Raw genomic sequence first — 19,317 nt, 5'->3', positions numbered from 1 at the left:
GTGCGGGGTATCTGCGCTGTCGGAACGATCCGAGGGCGCAGATACCCCGCACTCAACGGGGAAGGGGGTGAAGCCTGTGCGGTGGGTGGCCTCGTTTTCCGGGTCCAGGAGCACTACCGACTGGTCCAGCGGGGAGGCCCAGGCGCCCTCGTCCAGGAGCGGGGACGTCGCGGTCGAGTAGCCGAGGCGCGCGTACAGCGGCGAGTCGCCGCCGTCGGCCCCGGGCAGGGCGTGGTCGGTGCCGTGGTTGATCACGCGGACGATGCCGTCGTCGCGCGTGGCGCTGATCGCCCAGCCGGGCGCGGCCGCCACGGTGAGCACGTCGCCGACGTCGACCGGGAGCGGCTCGGGGGCCGCCGTCCACACCTCGTGGGAGGCGGGCAGCGCCAGGCCCAGGAGGCCCTTGCTCGCCCAGTACGGCGAGCCGGTGCCGCTGTACCGCTGCGCGAGGGGGCGCCACGGGTGGTGCCAGCCGAGGGTCAGCAGGCCGTCCTCGCCCGGCACGTCGTGGTCGGCGAAGTGCCGCACGATGCGCGTCGCCGCCTCCCGGAGCTGCCCCGGCCGGCCCACGCCCGACACGGCGCCGGCCCAGAACGGCGCGGCCGCCGCGAAGCGGTAGGTGAGGCTGCGGCCCTGCAGCAACGGGGAGCCGTCGGCGCCCACGAGCGCCAGGGCGTCGTCCAGGTAGCGGGCCAGGTGCGCGCGGTCGGACGCCGAGCGCACGGCCAGGTCGTCGCCCGCCGCCGTCGCGACCTCCGCCGCGCCGGACATCCGCGCCCAGAGCGCGGGGTACAGGTGCAGGGCCCAGCCGGCGTAATGGTCGAAGCTGCGCTCCGGGCCGTCGGCGAACCAGCCGCCGGGGCGGCGGAAGCGGTCGTGCGCGGCGAGGTCGCGGGCCACGTCGTCCGCGGAGAACGGGCCGCCCACCGAGCGCAGGAACGTCTCCACGACGATCCGGAACCAGACCCAGTTGTTGTCCGGGTAGTCCTCGTCGCCCACCACGGTCCCGAGGTAGTCGACCACGTGCTCCTGGGCGGACGGCGTCATGCGGTCCCAGATCCAGGGCCGCGTCAGGTCGAGGATCAGGGCGAGCGAGGCGGCCTCGACCTTTGCCTGGCCGTGCTCGTCGGGCCGGGTCCAGCGCTCGGGGTGCGCGGGGTCGGTGCCCGTCGCCAGGCCGGCCGCGTACCGCTCGGCGAGGCCGGTCGGGTCCGCGCCGTCCTCCCCCGCGAGCCGGAAGCCCGCCAGCAGGAACGTGCGGGCGAAGCCCTCCAGGCCGTCGACGGCGGTGCCATACCCGCCCGGCGTGCCGGGCAGGGTGATGAGCGAGCCGCTCGGCGACGCGTACGGCTCGACGGCGGCCAGGAGCCGGTCGGCGTACGCCGCGAGCCAGCCGCGGGCCTCGGGGCCGGACGCGCCCGCGCCGGCCGGGACGGAGATGTGGTGGGTCATGCGACGAACTCCATGTCCTCGCGCGTCACGGCGCTGCGGGACGCCTCGCCCCGCGCGTACCGCTCCAGCTCGTCGAGCGCGGCCGCGGTCATGCGGCGCGCCTCCGTACCGAGCGACCCCGCGATGTGCGGGGTGATCATGACGTTCGGCAGGTCGTACAGCACCGACGACGCCGGCAGCGGCTCGGGCTCGGTGACGTCGAGCATCGCGTAGATGCGTCCGGTCTCGCACGCGCGCTCCAGCGCCGCGGTGTCGACGACGGCGCCGCGGGCGGTGTTGATCAGCGTGGCGCCGTCGGGCAGCAGGGCCAGCTCGCGCGCGCCGATGAGGTTGCGCGTCGAGGGCAGGTCGGGGGCGTGCAGCGAGACGATGTCGGAGGCCGCCAGCAGCTCGTCGAGCGGCACCAGCCGCGCGCCGGCCTCGGCGACGGCGGCCGGGTCCGCGAGCGGGTCCGCCACGAGGATCTCGCGGGTCTCGGGGCCGGAGCCCGGCACGGTCAGCCGCGCCACCACCTGGCGCCCGGTGCGGGAGAAGCCGACGATGCCGACGACCCGGCCGCGGTTGGACAGGTCGCCGTGCTCGCCGAGGTAGGACCAGTCGTCGCGGCGCTTGCGCGCGATGTTCGCGAGGAACGGCGCCTTCTTGCCTGCCATCAGGATCGCGGCCACCGTGAACTCCGCGACCGGCAGCGCGTTCTCGGCCACCGCGTTGGTCACGAGCAGCCCGCGGTCCCAGACGGCGTCGGACACGAGCGACCGGACCGAGCCCGCGCAGTGCAGCACGGCGCGCAGGTTCGGCGCGAGGTCGAGCACGTCGGCGGTGATCCGCGGGGCGCCCCAGGAGGTGAGGAGCACCTCGACGTCGGCCAGCCGGGCCTTCGCCTCCGGGGTGTCGTACGCGGTCACACGGGCGGGCTCGCCGAGCCTCGCGATCGCGCGCAGCCGGGAGTCCTCGTCCGGGCCGAACTGCATACGCAGTGCCCGATCGTCCATGACGAGCAGGGCCTCAGGTCGCCGCACCACCGCGCTCCTCTCCATCGAGTCCGCGTCCGCCTGACCGTTCAGACGAACAATTCCGATCACCTACGATCGAACGATGGCCCATTGAAGCCCACCCGCCTGGCCGTTGGCAAGCCCCTGGCGTTCGGCAAAGAGTTCCACTACGATCATTTTCGATCATTGGAGATACGCACATGACAGCACCGTCGCTGCCTGCGCCCGACGTCACGGCCCGCAGCCTCTGGGCCGGGCCGCGCGTGGCGGGCGCCCTCGCCCCCACGCTCGCCGCCGCCGACGCCGAGCGCGGCACCCCCTGGCCGCAGCCCCTGGCCTCGCAGTACGCCCGGTTCTTCCGCGACGGCGTCCGCACGGTCTACGAGGCGCAGGTCGCGGCCCGGCAGGCGCGGCTGACCCGAGCCACGCTCGCGGCCCTCGTCGACCCGAGCGACGACCGCGTCGACGAGGTGGTCGACGGCGTGCTGCTGCTGTGCGAGCAGTCCTCGTGGTGCTGGGCCGCGCACGACGACACGTTCGACCGGTTCGGCCGGATCACGCCCACCGTCACCGAGCCGTACCTGGACCTCGGCGCGGGCGAGGTGGCCGCACAGCTCGCGTGGGTCGACCACCTGCTCGGCCCGGCCCTCGACGAGCGCGCGCCCGGCGTGCGCTGGCGCGTCCGGCAGGAGGCGCAGGCCCGCGTGCTGGGGCCGTTCACGGAACGTCGCGACTGGTGGTGGCTCGGCGTCGACCACCCGATCATGAACTGGAGCCCCTGGATCCAGGGCAACGTGCTCGCCGCCAACCTCGCGCTGGAGGAGGACCCGGACCGGCGCAGCGCCACCTCCGCGCTCGTCGCCGAGGGCATCGCGGCGTACTGGGCGTCCCTGCCCGACGACGGCGGCGTCGACGAGGGCTACCACTACTGGTGGCAGGGCGCCGCGCGGGCCCTGGAGGCGCAGGACCTGCTCGCGTCCGCGGGGATCGAGCCGGACCCCGAGGCGCTGGACCGGATCCGCGCGACCGTGGCGTTCCCGCACGCGATGCACCTGGGCGGCGACTGGTACGTCAACGTCGCCGACGGGGCCGCGCGGCCACTCGCGACCTGGCCCTGGAACGTCGTGCACGCCTGGGCGCAGCGGGTGGGCGACGACGCGGCGGCGAGGCACGCGGCGTCCTTCCGCGGGCGGCCCGGCGGGCTGTTCGACGAGCGCGCCTCCCTGCCGCGCGCCGTGGGTCTGCTGACCGGCTCCTGGGCGGACGCCCCCGCCGCCGCGCCGCCGCTGGTGGGGCGGTCCGTGTTCCCGGCGACGGGCATCGCGGTGGCGCGCTCCGCGCCCGGGTCGGCGCGCGGCGTCGCGGTGTCGGTCAAGGGCGGGCACAACGACGAGAACCACAACCACGTGGACGTCGGCTCGGTGATCGTGGCGCTCGACGGCGTGCCCGTCGTCGTGGACGCGGGCAAGCCCACCTACCGCGCGGGCACCTTCGGGCCGGACCGGTACGACCTGTGGGTGGTCCGGGGCGACTGGCACAACGTCCCGCGGGTCCGCGGGGTGGAGCAGGCCCCGGGCCCGCAGTATGCGGCGGGTGCCTTCGAGGTGGCGGACGACGGGGCGGACGCCGGGGCGGCTCCGGGCTGGCGCGCGCGGGTCGAGCTGGCCGGGGCGTATCCGGTGCCGGGGCTGGAGCACTGGTGGCGGGACGTGCGGCTGGACCCCGACGCCGAGACCGTGACCGTCGAGGACTCCTGGCGGTTCTCCCCGTCGGAGCCCGGCACACCGGACGGTCCAACGGCGTGGCACTGGCTGCTCGCGGGCGACGTGACGCTCACGCCGGGCCGGGCGGTCGTCCGGTTCGCGCCGGACGGTACCCCGGACGGGCCGCCCGGCCGTACGCTCGCCCTCACCTGGGACGTCGCGGACGTCGGCGCCGAGCTCGACGTGCGCGCGCTGGACGACCCCGAGCTGGCCGCCGTATGGGGTGAACACCTGACCCGGTTGCGACTCACGGCGCGCGCAGAGGCGCCGTCGGGCGCGTTCCGGGTCACCATGAGACCCACCGGGTCGGGATCGCAGGAGGTTGCATGACGCAGGAAGCGCCGCTCCCGAGCGAGCGTCGGGCGCGCCTGATCGCGCGGGTGCGGGAGACGGGTTCGGCACGCGTGAGCGACCTGTCGCGCGTGCTCGGCGTGACGCCCGTGACGGTGCGGCGCGACCTCGCCGTGCTCGTCATGGACGGCGCGCTGGAAAAGGTGCACGGCGGCGCCCGGATCCCGGCCCGTACAGCCGGGCGGCAGGACGTCGAGGACGCCGCCGACGCCGGGCAGCCGACCATCGGCGTGGTCGTGCCGTCGCTCGACTACTACTGGCCCGAGGTGATCCGCGGCGCACGCGGCGCCGCCGACGGCTCCGCGCGGCTGATCCTGCGGGGCGGGTCCTACGACGTGGACCAGATCCGGCACCAGCTCGCGGCGCTCGTCGGGGACGACGGCGGCCCCGGCGTCGACGGCCTGCTCGTCGCGCCGCCCGCCTCCGGGCCCGACGCCACCGAGCTGGGCGACTGGCTCGCCGGCCTGGACCTGCCGGTGGTGCTCATGGAGCGGCGCCTGGTGGGCGGCCCGTACCGCGAGCCCCTGGAGTCGGTCGCGACCGACCACGCGCTCGGCTCGGGCACGGCGGCGCGCCACCTCGCGGAGCGCGGGCACCGGCAGGTGGGCCTGGTGACGTCGCGGACCAGCCCGCACTCGGCCGCCGTCCGCCGCGGGTTCCTCGCGGCCGCGGAGGACCTGGCGTTCGACGTGGTGCTCGACCTGGAGACGGCGCCGCTGGGCGACGCCACGTGGGCCGCCGACGCCGCGTCCGTGCTGGACCGGTGCGCGGAGACGGGCGTGACGGCGGTGCTGGTGCACTCCGACCGGGAGGCGATCTCGCTGGTCGAGCTGGCGCGGGAACGCGGCGTGCGGGTACCCGCGGACCTCGCGGTGGTCGCCTACGACGACGAGGTGGCCGCCCTGGCCGACCCGCCGCTCACCGCGGTGAGCCCGCCCAAGGCCGCGATCGGCGCCCGGGCGGTGGAGCTGCTGACGCGCCGGCTCGCGGACCCCGACCGCCCGGTACACCGGATCGAGCTGAGCCCCCGGCTGATCGTCCGCGCGTCGAGCGCGGGCTGACCCCGGACGGCGTCCGGCGGATTCACGGGCGGCGTCCCGGGGCGAACGTCACTCCGCCGAGTGGGTAACGGAGACGTAGCACTGCTCCGTCTCCGTTACCCAGCCGGGTGGAAGTCAGCTTCCCCCGAGCCCAGGCTCGTACCGGTGCAGCGTGACGCTCGCGCGCACGACGTCACGCAGCGCCGTCAGGTCGCCCGACAGCACCCCGACGGCGCGGGCCTGCACCAGCACGTTCCCGAGCGCCGTCGCCTCGACCGGCCCGGCGACCACGGGCAGCCCGGTCGCCTCGGCGGTGAGCCGGCACAGCAGCTCGTTCCGCGAGCCGCCGCCCACCACGTGCACGGTGTCCACGACCACGCCGGCCAGCGCCGACGCGTTCGAGACCGCCCGCGCCGAGGCGGCCGCGAGGCTGTCGAGGACTACCCGGACGAGGGCGGGCCGCGTGGCCGGGAGGTCCACGCCGAGGCGCGCGACGGCGTCCGACACCCGGCGCGGCATGTCGCCCGGGGTGAGGAACTCGTCGCCGTCCACGTCGACCAGGCACCGGCCGCCGGGCTCGGCCTCGGCCGCCGCGAGGAGGCCGGGGAGGTCGACGGGCGCGCCGTCCTCCTGCGCCCACGCCCGGACGCACTCGTCCAGCACCCACAGGCCCATGACGTTGCGCAGGTACCGCACGGTCCCGTCGAGGCCGAGCTCGTTGGTGAAGTTCGCCGCGCGGCTCGCCTCGGTGAGCACTGGCGCGGGTAGCTCCAGCCCGACCAGCGACCACGTGCCCGACGAGACGTACGCCCCGGCGGCCCCCAGGGGCGTCGCCGCGACGGCCGACGCCGTGTCGTGCGAGGCGACGGCGAGCACCGGCACCTCGCCGAGCCCGGTCGCCGCGCGCACCTCGGGCAGGAGGTGCCCGACGACGGTGCCGGGCTCGACGAGCTCCGGCAGCCGGTCCCGCAGGTCCGCGAGGCCGGGGTACTCCGCCCCGAGCCGGTCCAGGAGCTCGCCCGACCAGGTGCGTGAGCGGGCGTCGAGCAGCCCCGTGGTGGACGCGTTGGTCACTTCCGCGACCCGGCGGCCGGTGAGCCGGTAGGCGATCAGGTCGGGCACCAGCAGCAGGTGCCGGGCCCGCGCCCACTCCTCGCCGCCGACGCCGGCGCCGACGCCGGTCGAGACCCCCGCGACGAGCTGGAACTCTGTGGTGAACTGCAGGTGCTGCAGCCCGTTGATCGCGTAGTGGTCGGCGAACGGGACGTGCCGGTAGACGTCGTCGGCCACGCCTTCCGTGCGGGCGTCGCGGTAGCAGAACGGGTCCGCGACCAGGTCACCGGCGTCGTCGAGGAACGCGTGGTCCACGGCCCACGCGTCCACGCCGATCCCCCGGATCTCGACGCCGCGCTCCCGCGCGAGGTCGCCCGCGGCCCGCAGCCCGTCGAGGATCCCGCGCCACAGCACGTCGACGTCCCAGCGCAGGGCGCCGTGCTCGTCCGTCCGCGGCCCGTTCGGGAACCGGCCGCACTCGACGAGCTCGACGCTCGGCTCCGGCGCGGCCGGGCCCGAACTCGGCCCGGCCGCCCCGTGCACCACCCCGAGCATCACCCGGCCGCTGGTCGCGCCCAGGTCGACCGCGACGAACCCGGCCCTGCCCACCTCGTCGCTCACCGCAGGAACGCCGCTGCCACGCCCGCGTCCACCGGCACGTGCAGGCCCGTCGTGTGCGAGAAGTCGGAGGTGCACAGCGCGAACACGGCGTTCGCGACGTTCTCCGGCAGCACCTCGCGCTTGAGCAGGGTGCGCTGGGCGTAGAACTCGCCGAGCTTCTCCTCGGGCACCCCGTAGACCGCCGCGCGGTTGGCGCCCCAGCCGGACGCGAAGATGCCGGACCCGCGCACCACGCCGTCCGGGTTCACGCCGTTCACGCGGATGCCGTACTGCCCCAGCTCGGCGGCCAGCAGGCGCACCTGGTGGGCCTGGTCGGCCTTGGTCGCCGAGTAGGCGATGTTGTTCGGCCCGGCGAACACCGAGTTCTTGGACGAGATGTAGACGATGTCGCCACCCATGCCCTGGTCCACCAGCACCCGCGCCGTTTCACGAGAAACCAGGAACGAGCCCTTGGCCATCACGTTGTGCTGGAGGTCCCAGTCGGCCTCGGTGGTCTCGAACAGCGACCGCGACAGCGACAGCCCGGCGTTGTTCACCACGAGGTCCACGCCGCCGAACGCCAGCACGGCCTCCTGGACCGCCGCCCGCACGGCCGCCTCGGAGGACACGTCCGCGGCCACGCCGACCGCGACGTCCGCCGACCCGAGCTCCGCCGCCGCGGCCGTCGCCTTCTCCAGGTCGAGGTCCGCGACCACGACGCACGCGCCCTCGGCCGCCAGCCGCGTCGCGATCGCCTTGCCGATGCCCGACGCCGCCCCGGTCACCAGGGCGACCCGGGTCGCCAGCGGCTTGGGCGCCGGCATGCGCCGCAGCTTGGCCTCCTCCAGCGCCCAGTACTCGATGCGGAACTTCTCGGCCTCCGCGATGGGCGCGTAGGTCGAGACGGTCTCCGCGCCGCGCATCACGTTGATCGCGTTGACGTAGAACTCGCCGGCCACGCGCGCCGTCTGCTTGTTCCGGCCGTACGAGAACATGCCCACGCCCGGGACCAGCACGATCGCCGGGTCCGCACCGCGCATCGCCGGCGGCTCCTCGCCGCGGGCCCGGGCCACGGCGGCGCCGCGCTCGTAGTAGGCGGCGTAGTCGGCACGGTAGGCCTCGTGCGCGGCCCGCAGCGCGGTCACGGTCTCCTCGACCGTCACCGACGTCGGGACGTCGACGACCAGCGGCTTCACCTTGGTCCGTAGGAAGTGGTCGGGGCAGCTCGTGCCAAGCTCGGCCAGGGGCACCAGCCGCTCACGCGCGACGAAGTCCAGCACGGGCTCCGAGTCGGTGAAGTGGCCCACCTGCGGCGCGTCGATGCTGGCCAGCCCCCGGATCACCGGCGCGAGCGCGGCGGCACGGGCCCGCCGCTCGGCATCGGGCAGCGGCTCGTAGCCGGGGCGGACCGCGCCGAAGGCGTGGGTGTCGCGTGCCGCGGCGCGGGCCGCGATGAACTCCTCGGCCTTCCGGATGATCGCGAGCGAGCGCTCCTCGGCCTCGGCCGACGTGTCGCCCCACGCGGTGATGCCGTGGCCGCCCAGGATGCAGCCGACGGCCTGCGGGTTGGCGGCCTTGATCGCCGCGATGTCGAGGCCGAGCTGGAAGCCCGGACGACGCCACGGCACCCACACGACCTCGTCGCCGAAGATCTCCGCCGTGAGCTTCTCGCCGTCGGCGGCCGCCGCGATCGCGATGCCGGCGTCGGGGTGCAGGTGGTCCACGTGGGGCGCGTCGACCAGGCCGTGCATCGCCGTGTCGATCGACGGCGCCGCGCCGCCCTTGCCGTGCAGGCAGTAGTCGAACGCGGCGACCATCTCGTCCTCGCGCTCCTCGCCCGGGTACACGTCCACGAGGGCGCGCATCCGGTCGAGCCGCAGCACCGCCAGGCCCTGCTGGGTGAGCGTGCCGAGGTCGCCGCCGGAGCCCTTGACCCACAGCAGCTCGACGGGCTCGCCCGTGACCGGATCGGTGGCGGTGCCCTTCGCGGAGGTGTTGCCGCCCGCGTAGTTGGTCACCCGGGGGTCGGAGCCCAGCCGGTTCGACCGGCCCACCAGGTCCTCGACCACGCCGTCCTCGACCACGCCGGCTCCGCTGACGTCGTTCATGCTCCCCATCCCGCCTGCGCGCCACCGACGCGCTCGCTCGCGATCTTCTCGGCATACCCCGACGCCGCGAAGGCCGCGGTCGGGTTCGGGTCCAGCCCCATCTCCTCGCGCACCTGCGCCACCAGCGGCCGGACGTCGGTGTCGTACGCGTCCATGAGCACGCCGTGCGCGCCGAGCACGTCGCCCGCGCGCTGCGCCGCCTCCAGCGCCTCGACGTCGACGAGCAGGGCCTTCGCCGTCGCCTCCTGGACGTTCATGACCGACCGGATCTGGGCGGGGATCTTCGGCTCGATGTTGTGGCACTGGTCGAGCATGAAGTTCACGCCGCTGTCCGGAGCGTGCGCCCCGGCGGAGACGATCTCGTGCATGATCCGGAAGAGCTGGAACGGGTCCGCGGCGCCGACCATGAGGTCGTCGTCGGCGTAGAACCGGCTGTTGAAGTCGAAGGCGCCGAGCCGGCCCTGGCGCAGGAGCTGCGCCACGATGAACTCGATGTTGGTGCCGGGCGCGTGGTGGCCCGTGTCCAGCACGACCTTCGCCCGGTCGCCGAGCGCCAGGACGTGCAGCAGGGAGGTGCCCCAGTCCGGCACGTCGGTGACGTAGAAGGCCGGCTCGAAGAACTTGTACTCGAGCACCATGTGCTGGTCGTCGTCGAGCGCGGCGTAGATCTCGGCCAGCGACTCGGCGATCCGGTCCTGCCGGGCCCGGATCGAGTCCTGGCCGGGGTAGTTGAGGCCGTCCGACAGCCAGACCTTGAGGTCCTTGGACCCCGTGGCGCGCATGACGTCGATGCACTGCTTGTGGTGGTCCACGGCCTTGGCGCGCACCCGCGGGTCGGGGTGGGCGAGCGAGCCCAGCATGAAGTCCTCGTCCTGGAAGACGTTGGAGTTGATCATGCCGATCTGCACGCCGAGGTCCGCGGCGTGCCGGCTGAGCGCCTCGAAGTCGTCGACCAGGTCCCAGGGGATGTGCAGGCTGACGCGCGGGGCCACGCCGGTGTACCGGTGCACCTGGGCGGCGTCGGCGATCTTCTCGAACGGGTCACGCGGCACGCCCGGCTGGCTGAAGACCTTGAACCTCGTGCCCGAGTTGCCGAAGGCCCAGGACGGCAGCTCGATCGTCTGCTGCCGGAGCGCGGACCTGGCCGCCTCGACACGTGTGGATGCCGCCATGGCGTCCTCCCTCTCCGCGCACGCCTTCGTGCGCACCTTGAAACGATTCATTACGAGCCTATTCCCCACCCGCCCAAGGGTCAAGGCGCAAGGGCGGAGGCGGGTGGCCGGTAGTTCGTCAACTACCGACCACCCGGGCTGCCCGACCCGTCAGTACCGCGCGTCCGCCGCGGCCAGGTACTTGGTCGTCACCACGATCGCGCGGCGCAGCGTGGACTCGTCCTCGGTGGTGCCGGCCTTCGTGAGTCGGTTGACCCAGACGTCGGCCTGCGCGGTGGTGGGCGGCGCGCCCAGGAAGTGCTCGTAGGTGGCGATCACGCGGAACCGCACGGCCTGCGGGTTGTCCCAGAGCGCCTGGACCACGCCCGCGCGCCCGAGCGTGTTCAGCCGCGGCATCCAGTGCTTGAGCTGGTCCGACGTCGGGGGCCGGTGCAGGATGTGCTGGTACAGCGCGGTCACGTACTTGGCGTCGGTGCCGCCCACGTGCTTGTAGTAGGTCGAGGTGCCCATGAGGTACGGCTCGATCTCGTCGATCGTCCGCGTCTTCTTCTTCACCATGGAGAGGTAGTTGGCCGTCTGGGTGGCGGACGGCGTGTAGCCGAGGGTCGCCTGGAACGCCTGGGAGATGCGGAGCTTGCGGTAGTTGTCCGACTTGGCCATGCCGTCGGCCAGCGCGCCCGGCCCGTCCACCGACACCCGGTAGGACCAGCTCTCGATGTCGGCGGCGGTGGCCGCCCGCCCCAGGTAGTCCTGGTACATCGCCTGCACGAAGTTCTTGGACTGCTCGTCCACCTCGGCGTACTGCTTCGCGTACACGGCCGCCTGGTCCTGGATACCCGCCAGCAGCGGGTAGGCGAGCTCGCCCGGGCACTCGGTCTGGTGCGTGTCGCGGTGGCCGAAGACCCGCTGCAGCGTCACCTGGTCGCCCGCGTTGTAGCGGCCGCCGTCGGTGTGGCCGGCCGCGGTGAGCACCGTCGTCTCGTCCGGGTTGACGTCGTACTGCGCGAGCCGGCTGCCGATGATCCTGGCCACGCCGTCCCGCTGGGCGGTCGTGGGCTTCACGCCCGCCGCCGTCGTGTAGGTGCCGATCATCGCGACGCCGACCGTGCCGGTGTTGAAGCCGCCGGTGTGGGCGCCGATGATCGGCTCCTCGATGCTGCCGTCGGCGCCCTCGTAGATGTTGCCCCACTTGTCGACCAGGAAGTTGTAGCCGATGTCGCACCAGCCGTGCGTCTGCTGGTGGTACGCCTGGTCGTTGCGGATCGCCTGCATGGCCTCGGCCACGGTGGCGTAGTCGTTCGGGTTCACCGTGTGGTGCACGGCGGCGGCCTTGAGGCCGCCCTCGGCGGGGAACCAGGTGGGGCCGGTGCCGGGCTCGAGGCAGCGCGGCGCGGCACCCCACTCCTCGCGCGTGATGATCGTGGGTCCTGCCGTCGCGGTCGACGCCGCGACCGTGCCCGACGTCGTCGCCGCGGCCGTGGTGACCTGCGCCGACGAGACCAGGCTGAGCTCCACGCCCTCCGGGAACTGCGCGGCCTCGTCCACCGTCGCGAGCTGGACGGCGTCCGCCTCGCCCACGTACACCGGCGCGGACGTCACGACGGCGGAGCCGCCGTCGGCGTCGTCCGTGGACTTCTCCAGGTGGCTCCAGTCGCTCCAGGTCCCGTCGGCGGCCCGGGTACGGACCTGCATCTCGGGGACGACGTGGTCGATCTCGGCCGGCCACGACAGCCCGACCGTCTGGAACCCCTCGGGCACCTCGATGGCGCCGGCGATCCGGCCGTCGGCGTCGGCGGTGTCCAGCACCACGGCGCCGTCCGCCGCCGTCCCGGCCTCGGCGGCCCGCTCGGGGTCCGCACCCGTGACGTCGTCGACGACGGCGGTCTCCTCGACCGGGGCCGCGGCCACCTCGACCTTCTCGACCTGCGCGGCCGTGGTGCCGGCGTCGGGCAGCGCGGAGTCCGCGGGGGCGGCGATGCCCTCGGGCTCCAGGGACGGCTGCGTCGTCAGCGCCGTCGCGGCCGGGGCCAGCGCGCCGCCGAGCACCATCGCCGGCGCCACGCCGAGGATGAGCGTTCTGCCCACCACGCTCCCGGCGAGCGTCGTCCTGCCGGCGCCGTGCCGGGGGCCCTGCTTCGTTCGGGATGTCGGTGCTGCCGCGTGCCGAACCACTGTGTCCTCCTCGCATCGAAACGCGCCGGCCGCGCGGGGCGCGGCTGACGCGAAGAACAGGCCGACGTTAGTGGTGACCAGGCAGGACGGCGCCTCTTTTCACCCCTGTGGAGCGGGTGATCTTTCCCTGAACACCGCCTGGATCACCCGGTGGCCAGGGGCGGGCGTGGTACTCGCAGTGGGCAGCCCCAACTCCCCTTTGAGGCCCGGGTTGCTCCGCTTTGAACAGTCGCAAAGAGGAGTAACCCCGGCCTCAAAGGGGAGCCCAGCCGGACCCGGGCGAGGGTCAGAAGTCGAAGTCGTCGATGTTGCTCTTGTCGAACACGAACGGCTCGCCGAGCAGCACCTCGCCGTCGGCCCCCACGGTGTACTCACCGAGCCGGCCGGCCTCGAAGGTGTCGCCCTCCTCGCCCGTGATGTCGCCCGCCACGAGCGCCGCGGCGGCCTCCGTCGCCAGGTAGCCCAGGTCGGTCGGGTTCCACAGCGCGAACGCCTCGACGGTGCCGTCGTCCACGTACTCGCGCATCTGGTTGGGCGTGCCGAGACCGGTGACCGCGACCTTGCCCTTGTACTCGGAGGTCGACACGTAGCGCGCCGCCGCCGCGATGCCCACCGTGGTGGGCGACACGATCCCCTTGAGGTCCGGGTGCGACTGGAGCAGCGCCGCCGTCTTGTCGAACGACGTCTGGTCGTCGTCGTCGCCGTAGGCCGTCTCCACGAGCTTGATGTCCGGGTAGTCGGAGGCCAGCTTCTCCTCCATGATCTTGATCCACGCGTTCTGGTTGGTCGCGTTGGCCGACGCCGAGAGGATCGCGATCTCGCCCTTGCCGCCGATCTGGTCGGAGATGAGCTCGAGCTGCTTGTCCGCGATGCCCTCGGCCGAGGCCTGGTTGACGAACAGGTCGCGGTACTGCGGCTCGGTGTCGGAGTCGAACGTGACCACCTTGGTGCCCGCCGACCGCGCCTCGTCGAGCGCGTCGCCGATCGCCGTCGGGTCGTTGGCCGAGATCACCAGCGCGCTCACGCCCTGCTGGGCGGCGGTGTTGATGAACGGCACCTGCGAGTCGGGCGACGCCGTGTCCGGCCCCACCTCGTCGACGGTGGCGCCGAGCTCGCCGGCGGCCTCCTCGGCGCCCGCGGTGGACGCCTCGAAGTACGGGTTGCCGAGATTCTTGGGCAGCATGGTGATCGTGACGTCGCCGCCGCCACCGTCGCCGCTGGCGTCACCGCCCCCGCCGTCGCCGCCGGAACCACAGGCGGCCAGCCCGACCGCCAGCACAGCGGCCGTGCCGGCCGCGAGCACAGATGTGAACCTCATCGTTCGTCTCCCTAGCTTCCTTGCCCGACCGCCGGACGCCGTCGGACCCTGAGGCCGCCCGCGATGCGCGGCGCGACCACCGACACGACGAGCGCCGTGCCGATCACGATGTTGATGACGTTGACGGTGACCCCCTCCAGCCGGAGGGCACTGCTGAGCACGCCGATGAGCAGCACGCCCGCGACCACGCCGTGGATCGCGCCGCGTCCGCCGAAGATGGACACCCCGCCCAGCAGCACCGCCGCCACGACCTGCAGCTCCAGGCCGGTCGCGTTGTCGCCGCGGGCACTGCCGTAGCGGAGCGTGTAGTAGACGCCCGCGAGCGCCGAGACCGCCCCGGACAGCACGAACAGGATCAGGAGGGTCCGCTTGACGTCGACGCCGGAGAACCGGGCGGCCTCGCTGCTGCGGCCGATGTCCAGCACGTTCCGGCCGAACGGCGTGGCGTGCAGCAGCACCGCGAAGACGGCGATCATCAGGGCCAGGCCGAGGGTGATGACCGGCCAGGGCGACTCCCCGAGGTTCTCGGTGGCGCCGTCGGTCCAGGACTCGGGGAAGTCCGTGACGGCCGTGGTGCCCAGGAGGCCCACGGCGAGGCCGCGGTAGAGGGCAAGCGTGCCGATGGTGACGGCCAGCGACGGCAGGCCGCCGTACGCGACGAGCGCGCCGTTGATCGCGCCGCAGACCGCGCCCAGCAGCACGGACACCGGCAGGGCGACCCACAGGCCGAACCCGGCCTGGTGCAGCAGCCCGAAGGTCACGCTGGACAGCCCCACGACGGACGCGACCGACAGGTCGATCTCGCCCGTGCCGATGATCAGCGTCATGGGCAGCGCGATGAGCAGCACGGGGGCGACGTCGAGCACGAGGTAGGTGATGGTGAGCGGGCCGTCGAAGCCCTGGACGGTGGCGGACGCGACCACCCAGGCCGCGACCAGGATCAGGATCGTGAGCATCTCGCGGGTGAGCAGCGCGCGCTGCCACCACGGGCGGGCGTGGGTCCTCATGGGGTCGCCTCCTCGCGGTCGGCCGGGCCGGCTCCGCCGGGTTGGTCGGTGTCTCGTTCGGCGGCGAGGCGGTGCGACCGCCGCCGGGCCAGCACCCGGTCCAGCGCGATGGCGCCGATGATGAGCGCGCCCACCACGGCGCGCTGCCAGAAGTCGGGGATGCCCACGACGGGCAGGGCCCGGTTGATGGTGAGCAGCAGCATCGCGCCGAGCGCAGCGCCGACGACGGTGCCGCTGCCGCCGAAGATCGCGACGCCGCCCACCACGACGGCGCCCACGACCTGCAGCTCCAGGCCCACCCCCGCGCCGGACGACACGGTGCCGTACCGCGCGGCGAACATCACGCCGGCCAGCCCCGCGAGCGCCCCGTTCAGGGCGAACGCCCCGAGCAGCCGGCGCCGGACGGGCAGGCCCTGCAGCTCGGCGGCGTCGGGGTCGGACCCGATCGCGTAGAGCTGCCGGCCGCCCCGCGCGGTGTACATGTAGTAGCCGACGACGGCCAGCACGACAGCGGCGACCCAGGTCAGCACCGGGATGCCCAGCACCTGCCGCGTGCCCAGGGCGAGGAACGCACGCGGCATGTCGCCGGCGTCGATCCGGTCGCTGCCCGCCCAGGTCAGGGCCACGCCGCGGTAGACGTACAGCGTGCCGAGCGTGATCACGAGGGCCGGCACGCGGGCGAACGCCACGATCGAGCCGTTGACCAGGCCGAGGGCCGCCCCGGCCGCGACGGCGACCAGCGCCACCACGACGACCGGCAGGTCCGGCACGTCGATGAACAGCCGGCCGGCCAGGTAGGCGGTGAGGCCGAGCATCGACCCCACGGAGAGGTCGACGTTGCGGGTGATGACCACCACCGCCTGGCCCACGGCGAGCACCACGAGGATCGCGGGGGTGAGCAGCAGGTCCCGCCAGCCGCCCGAGCTGAGCAGGAAGCCGGGCTGGATCGCGGTGGTCACGCCGATCACGACCAGGAGGGCCAGGGCGATGCCGGCCTCGCGCCGGCGCAGCAGGGCGCTCATGCGGCGTCACCCCGCTCGGACGACGCGCCCGGCGTCGCGGCGCGCATCACGGTCTCGGGCGTGGCCTCGGCCCGGTCCAGCGCCGCGACGATCCGCCCCTCGCGGACCACGAGGACGCGGTCGGCCATGCCCAGCACCTCGGGCAGCTCGGACGAGATCATCAGGACCGCCAGCCCCTCGGCGGCCAGGGTGGACAGCAGCCGGTGCACCTCGGCCTTGGTGCCCACGTCGATGCCGCGGGTGGGCTCGTCGACGATCAGCACCTTTGGCCCCGTGGCCAGCCACTTCGCGAGCACGACCTTCTGCTGGTTGCCACCGCTCATGGTGGTGGCCACGGCGTCGAGCGCCCCGGCCTTCACCGCCAGCCGGTCGGACCACTCGCGCGCGAGGCGCGCCTCGGCGTCGGGCAGCAGGATGCCCAGGCGGGCCAGGCGGCGCCGGGAGACGGCGGAGACGTTGCGGGCCACGGACGACTCGGTGACCAGGCCCTCCAGCCGCCGGTCCTCGGGGACCAGGGCGAGGCCCGCGGCGATGGCCGCGGTCGGGTCGCCCGGTCGCAGCGCCCGACCGCCCACGGTGACGTGCCCGGCGTCGTACCGGTCGACGCCGAACACGGCGCGGGCGATCTCGCTGCGCCCGGCCCCGACCAGGCCCGCCAGGCCGACGATCTCGCCCGCCCGCACCTCGAAGGACACGTCGTGGAAGGTGCCGGTGGACTGCAGCCCCTCGACGCGGAGCACCACGTCGCCGGGCGTGCTCGGGACCTTGGGGTAGAGGTCGGAGACCGCGCGGCCGACCATGCGCCGCACCAGCTCGTCGGCCGTCACGTCGGCGACCGGGTCGGTCGAGACGTGCTCGCCGTCGCGCATGACGGTGACGGTGTCGCAGAGGTCGGCGACCTCGTCGAGGCGGTGCGAGATGAAGACGACGGCGCGGCCGGCGTCGCGCAGCCCGCGGGCGACGGCGAACAGGCGGCGCACCTCGACGGCGCTGAGCGCCGCCGTCGGCTCGTCCATGACCAGGAGCCGGGCGTCCAGGGAGATCGCCTTGGCGATCTCCACGATCTGCTGGTCCGCGATGGACAGGCCCTCCGCGGGACGGTCCGGGTCGAGGTCCACGCCGAGGTCCCGGAACAGCTCGCGCGCCCCCGTACGCATGGCGCGCCGGTCGATACGGCGGAACCGGCCCAGCGGCTCGCGGCCGAGGTAGATGTTCTCGGTGACCGTCAGGTCGGGGAAGCTCGCGGGCTCCTGGTGGATGACGGCGACGCCGGCCGCCTTGGCCTCGGCGGGACCGGTGAAGTCCACGGGCTCGCCGTCGAGCTCGACCACGCCCGCGTCGCGGCGGTGCACGCCGCCCACGATCTTGACCAGCGTGGACTTGCCCGCGCCGTTCTCCCCGACCAGGGCGTGGATGCTGCCGGGCTGCACCACGAGGGTGCCCGATCGGAGCGCGGCCACCGGCCCGAAGGACTTGGCGACCCCCTCCAGGCGCAGCGTCGGTGCGGCGTTCTGCATGTCTCTCCGTCGAGATGTGCGGGCGGTCGGCATTGACCGGTATCTGGCGTTTGAATCGTTCAAACAGATACTTCGGAAGATAGACCTGCCAGGTCAGAGCGTCAAGAAGTTGCGGCGCGTCCGTTGCCGAGTTGTGCCCCTTACGGAACCCTTTAGCGATCAGGGGTGCACACTGCCCGCGGCGTACGGAGGTGGCCCGAGGACGTGCCGCCTCAGAACGGAGGCGACAGCATGAGCCAGCCAACGGCCGAGGAGCGCGCAGCTCGCGGCGAGGAACCGACCGAGCTCAAGCGGGTGATGGGGCCCAAGCTCCTCCTGCTCTTCATCGTGGGCGACATCCTCGGCACCGGTATCTACGCGCTCACCGGCAAGGTGGCCGCGCAGGTGGGCGGCGCGGCGTGGGCGCCCTTCATCGTCGCCTTCGCCATCGCGCTCATCACCGCCTTCTCGTACCTGGAGCTGGTGACCAAGTACCCCCGGGCGGCCGGCGCGGCGCTCTACACGCACAAGGCGTTCGGGGTGCACCTGCTCACCTTCATGGTCTGCTACACCGTCATGTGCTCCGGCATCACGTCCGCGTCCACGGCGTCCCGGGCGTTCGCCTCAAACCTCGCGGTGGGCTTCGGGCTGGACGCCGAGAACGCGACGCTCGTGATCACCGTCGCGCTGGTCTTCATGGGCGTGGTCGCGGCCGTGAACCTGCGCGGCGTGGGCGAGAGCGTCAAGGCGAACATCTTCCTGACCCTCGTCGAGCTGTCCGGCCTGCTGCTCGTGATCCTCATCGGCTTCTACGCCGCGTTCGCCGGCGAGGTCGACTTCTCCCGGACCATCGTGTTCGAGGACCCGAACGACAAGGGCGCCTTCTTCGCCGTGACGGCCGCGACCGCCCTCGCCTTCTTCGCGATGGTCGGCTTCGAGGACTCCGTGAACATGGCCGAGGAGACGCACGACCCGGTCCGGAACTTCCCCAAGATGATGATCACCGGCATCGGCATCACCGGCGTCATCTACGTGCTCGTCTCCCTGTTCGCCGTCGCGATCGTCCCGGTCGGCATCCTGGCGGAGAGCGACACACCGCTGGTGACCGTGGTCGAGACCGCGGCGCCGGGCATCCCGGCGGGCGACATCCTCCCGTTCATCTCGATGTTCGCCGTGGCCAACTCGGCGCTCATCAACATGCTCATGGCGAGCCGCCTGCTGTACGGCATGGCCAAGCAGAACGTGCTGCCCGGCGTGCTGGGGCGGGTGGGGGTGCGGCGGCAGACGCCGTGGGTGGCCATCCTCGTCACCACGGCGATCTCCTTCGGCCTGATCTACTTCGTCAGCCGGGACCCGGACAACGACGTCGTCGCGGCGCTCGGCGACACCACGGCCCTCCTGCTCCTGGGCGTGTTCGCCATCGTCAACGTCTGCGTGCTGGTGCTGCGGCGCGACCCGATCGGCCGCAGGCACTTCGTGGCGCCGACGGTCCTGCCGGTCGTCGGCGCGCTCGCCTGCGCGTTCTTCGTCGGGCCGTGGACCGGGCGCGACCCGCTCACCTACACGATCGCCGGCTGGCTGCTCGGCATCGGCCTCGTGCTGTGGCTCCTGACGTGGATCACCAACCGGCTGGTGGGCCAGCGCAGCGCGATCGCCGACATCGAGGCCCTCAACGAGCGGGAGGGCGGCGTCAACTAGCGGGCTGGGCCCCGCTCGGCGTCACTCCCCTCCTCACCTTTGAGGCCCGGGTTTCTTCGCTCTGGACGGCTCC

13 protein-coding genes are annotated in these 19,317 nt (G+C 73.4%); 3 read left to right on the top strand and 10 right to left on the bottom strand.

Going from position 1 to position 19,317, the window contains the following annotated elements; translation table 11 throughout:
• Both ACFWEJ_RS15290 and ACFWEJ_RS15285 read right to left on the bottom strand, forming a co-directional pair.
• Window positions 1-1,452, bottom strand: a 1,452-nt coding sequence (locus ACFWEJ_RS15290; RefSeq protein ID WP_377230059.1) for a DUF2264 domain-containing protein, incomplete at its 3' end; no start/stop codon positions are given.
• Window positions 1,449-2,471, bottom strand: a complete 1,023-nt coding sequence (locus ACFWEJ_RS15285; RefSeq protein ID WP_377230058.1) for a hydroxyacid dehydrogenase — start codon at window positions 2,469-2,471, stop codon at window positions 1,449-1,451. The genes ACFWEJ_RS15290 and ACFWEJ_RS15285, both read right to left, overlap by 4 nt.
• Window positions 2,472-2,644: 173 nt before the next feature.
• On the opposite strand from ACFWEJ_RS15285, the gene ACFWEJ_RS15280 reads away from it, so the two are divergent.
• Both ACFWEJ_RS15280 and ACFWEJ_RS15275 read left to right on the top strand, forming a co-directional pair.
• Window positions 2,645-4,537: a heparinase II/III family protein gene (locus ACFWEJ_RS15280; protein ID WP_377230057.1), complete on the top strand. Its 1,893-nt coding sequence runs from the start codon at window positions 2,645-2,647 to the stop codon at window positions 4,535-4,537.
• Window positions 4,534-5,619: a substrate-binding domain-containing protein gene (locus tag ACFWEJ_RS15275; RefSeq protein ID WP_377230056.1), complete on the top strand. Its 1,086-nt coding sequence runs from the start codon at window positions 4,534-4,536 to the stop codon at window positions 5,617-5,619. The genes ACFWEJ_RS15280 and ACFWEJ_RS15275 overlap by 4 nt, the downstream gene beginning before the upstream one ends.
• A gap of 114 nt (window positions 5,620-5,733) precedes the next feature.
• Here the strand turns inward: ACFWEJ_RS15275 and ACFWEJ_RS15270 are convergent, their stop codons facing one another.
• The 8 genes from ACFWEJ_RS15270 to ACFWEJ_RS15235 form a co-directional block, all read right to left on the bottom strand.
• Window positions 5,734-7,272, bottom strand: coding sequence for a rhamnulokinase family protein (locus tag ACFWEJ_RS15270; protein WP_377230055.1), 1,539 nt, complete (start codon window positions 7,270-7,272; stop codon window positions 5,734-5,736).
• Complete coding sequence (locus ACFWEJ_RS15265) at window positions 7,269-9,359, bottom strand: bifunctional aldolase/short-chain dehydrogenase (protein ID WP_377230054.1); 2,091 nt, start codon at window positions 9,357-9,359, stop codon at window positions 7,269-7,271. Before ACFWEJ_RS15265 ends, ACFWEJ_RS15270 begins: the two co-directional genes overlap by 4 nt.
• Window positions 9,356-10,531, bottom strand: a complete 1,176-nt coding sequence (rhaI, locus tag ACFWEJ_RS15260; RefSeq protein WP_377230053.1) for an L-rhamnose isomerase — start codon at window positions 10,529-10,531, stop codon at window positions 9,356-9,358. The genes ACFWEJ_RS15265 and rhaI overlap by 4 nt, the downstream gene beginning before the upstream one ends.
• 150 nt (window positions 10,532-10,681) lie before the next feature.
• Complete coding sequence (locus ACFWEJ_RS15255) at window positions 10,682-12,616, bottom strand: N-acetylmuramoyl-L-alanine amidase (protein WP_377230052.1); 1,935 nt, start codon at window positions 12,614-12,616, stop codon at window positions 10,682-10,684.
• Between the two features lie 373 nt (window positions 12,617-12,989).
• The gene (rhaS, locus tag ACFWEJ_RS15250) at window positions 12,990-14,021 is read right to left on the bottom strand and encodes a rhamnose ABC transporter substrate-binding protein (RefSeq protein WP_377230051.1); all 1,032 of its coding nucleotides are present in this window, start codon (window positions 14,019-14,021) and stop codon (window positions 12,990-12,992) included.
• A gap of 11 nt (window positions 14,022-14,032) precedes the next feature.
• Window positions 14,033-15,028 carry an ABC transporter permease gene (locus tag ACFWEJ_RS15245; RefSeq protein ID WP_377230050.1) on the bottom strand — a complete coding sequence of 332 codons (996 nt, stop codon included), beginning with the start codon at window positions 15,026-15,028 and terminating at the stop codon, window positions 14,033-14,035.
• A complete protein-coding gene (locus ACFWEJ_RS15240; protein WP_377230049.1) occupies window positions 15,025-16,050 on the bottom strand; it encodes an ABC transporter permease in 1,026 nt (341 codons plus the stop codon). The genes ACFWEJ_RS15245 and ACFWEJ_RS15240 overlap by 4 nt, the downstream gene beginning before the upstream one ends.
• Window positions 16,047-17,567 (bottom strand): sugar ABC transporter ATP-binding protein, encoded by a 1,521-nt coding sequence (locus ACFWEJ_RS15235; protein WP_377230048.1) that lies wholly within the window; start codon window positions 17,565-17,567, stop codon window positions 16,047-16,049. The genes ACFWEJ_RS15240 and ACFWEJ_RS15235 overlap by 4 nt, the downstream gene beginning before the upstream one ends.
• Window positions 17,568-17,798: 231 nt before the next feature.
• Here ACFWEJ_RS15235 and ACFWEJ_RS15230 point away from each other — a divergent pair, with 231 nt between their 5' ends.
• The gene (locus ACFWEJ_RS15230; protein ID WP_377230047.1) at window positions 17,799-19,244 is read left to right on the top strand and encodes an APC family permease; all 1,446 of its coding nucleotides are present in this window, start codon (window positions 17,799-17,801) and stop codon (window positions 19,242-19,244) included.
• The last annotated feature ends 73 nt before the right edge of the window (window positions 19,245-19,317 follow it).

It is taken from the genome of Promicromonospora sp. NPDC060204 (assembly GCF_042728455.1).
Classification (GTDB): Bacteria; Actinomycetota; Actinomycetes; order Actinomycetales; family Cellulomonadaceae; genus Promicromonospora.
Note: the sequence above shows the minus strand (reverse complement) of the source record. Positions and strands in the feature narration are given on the sequence as shown.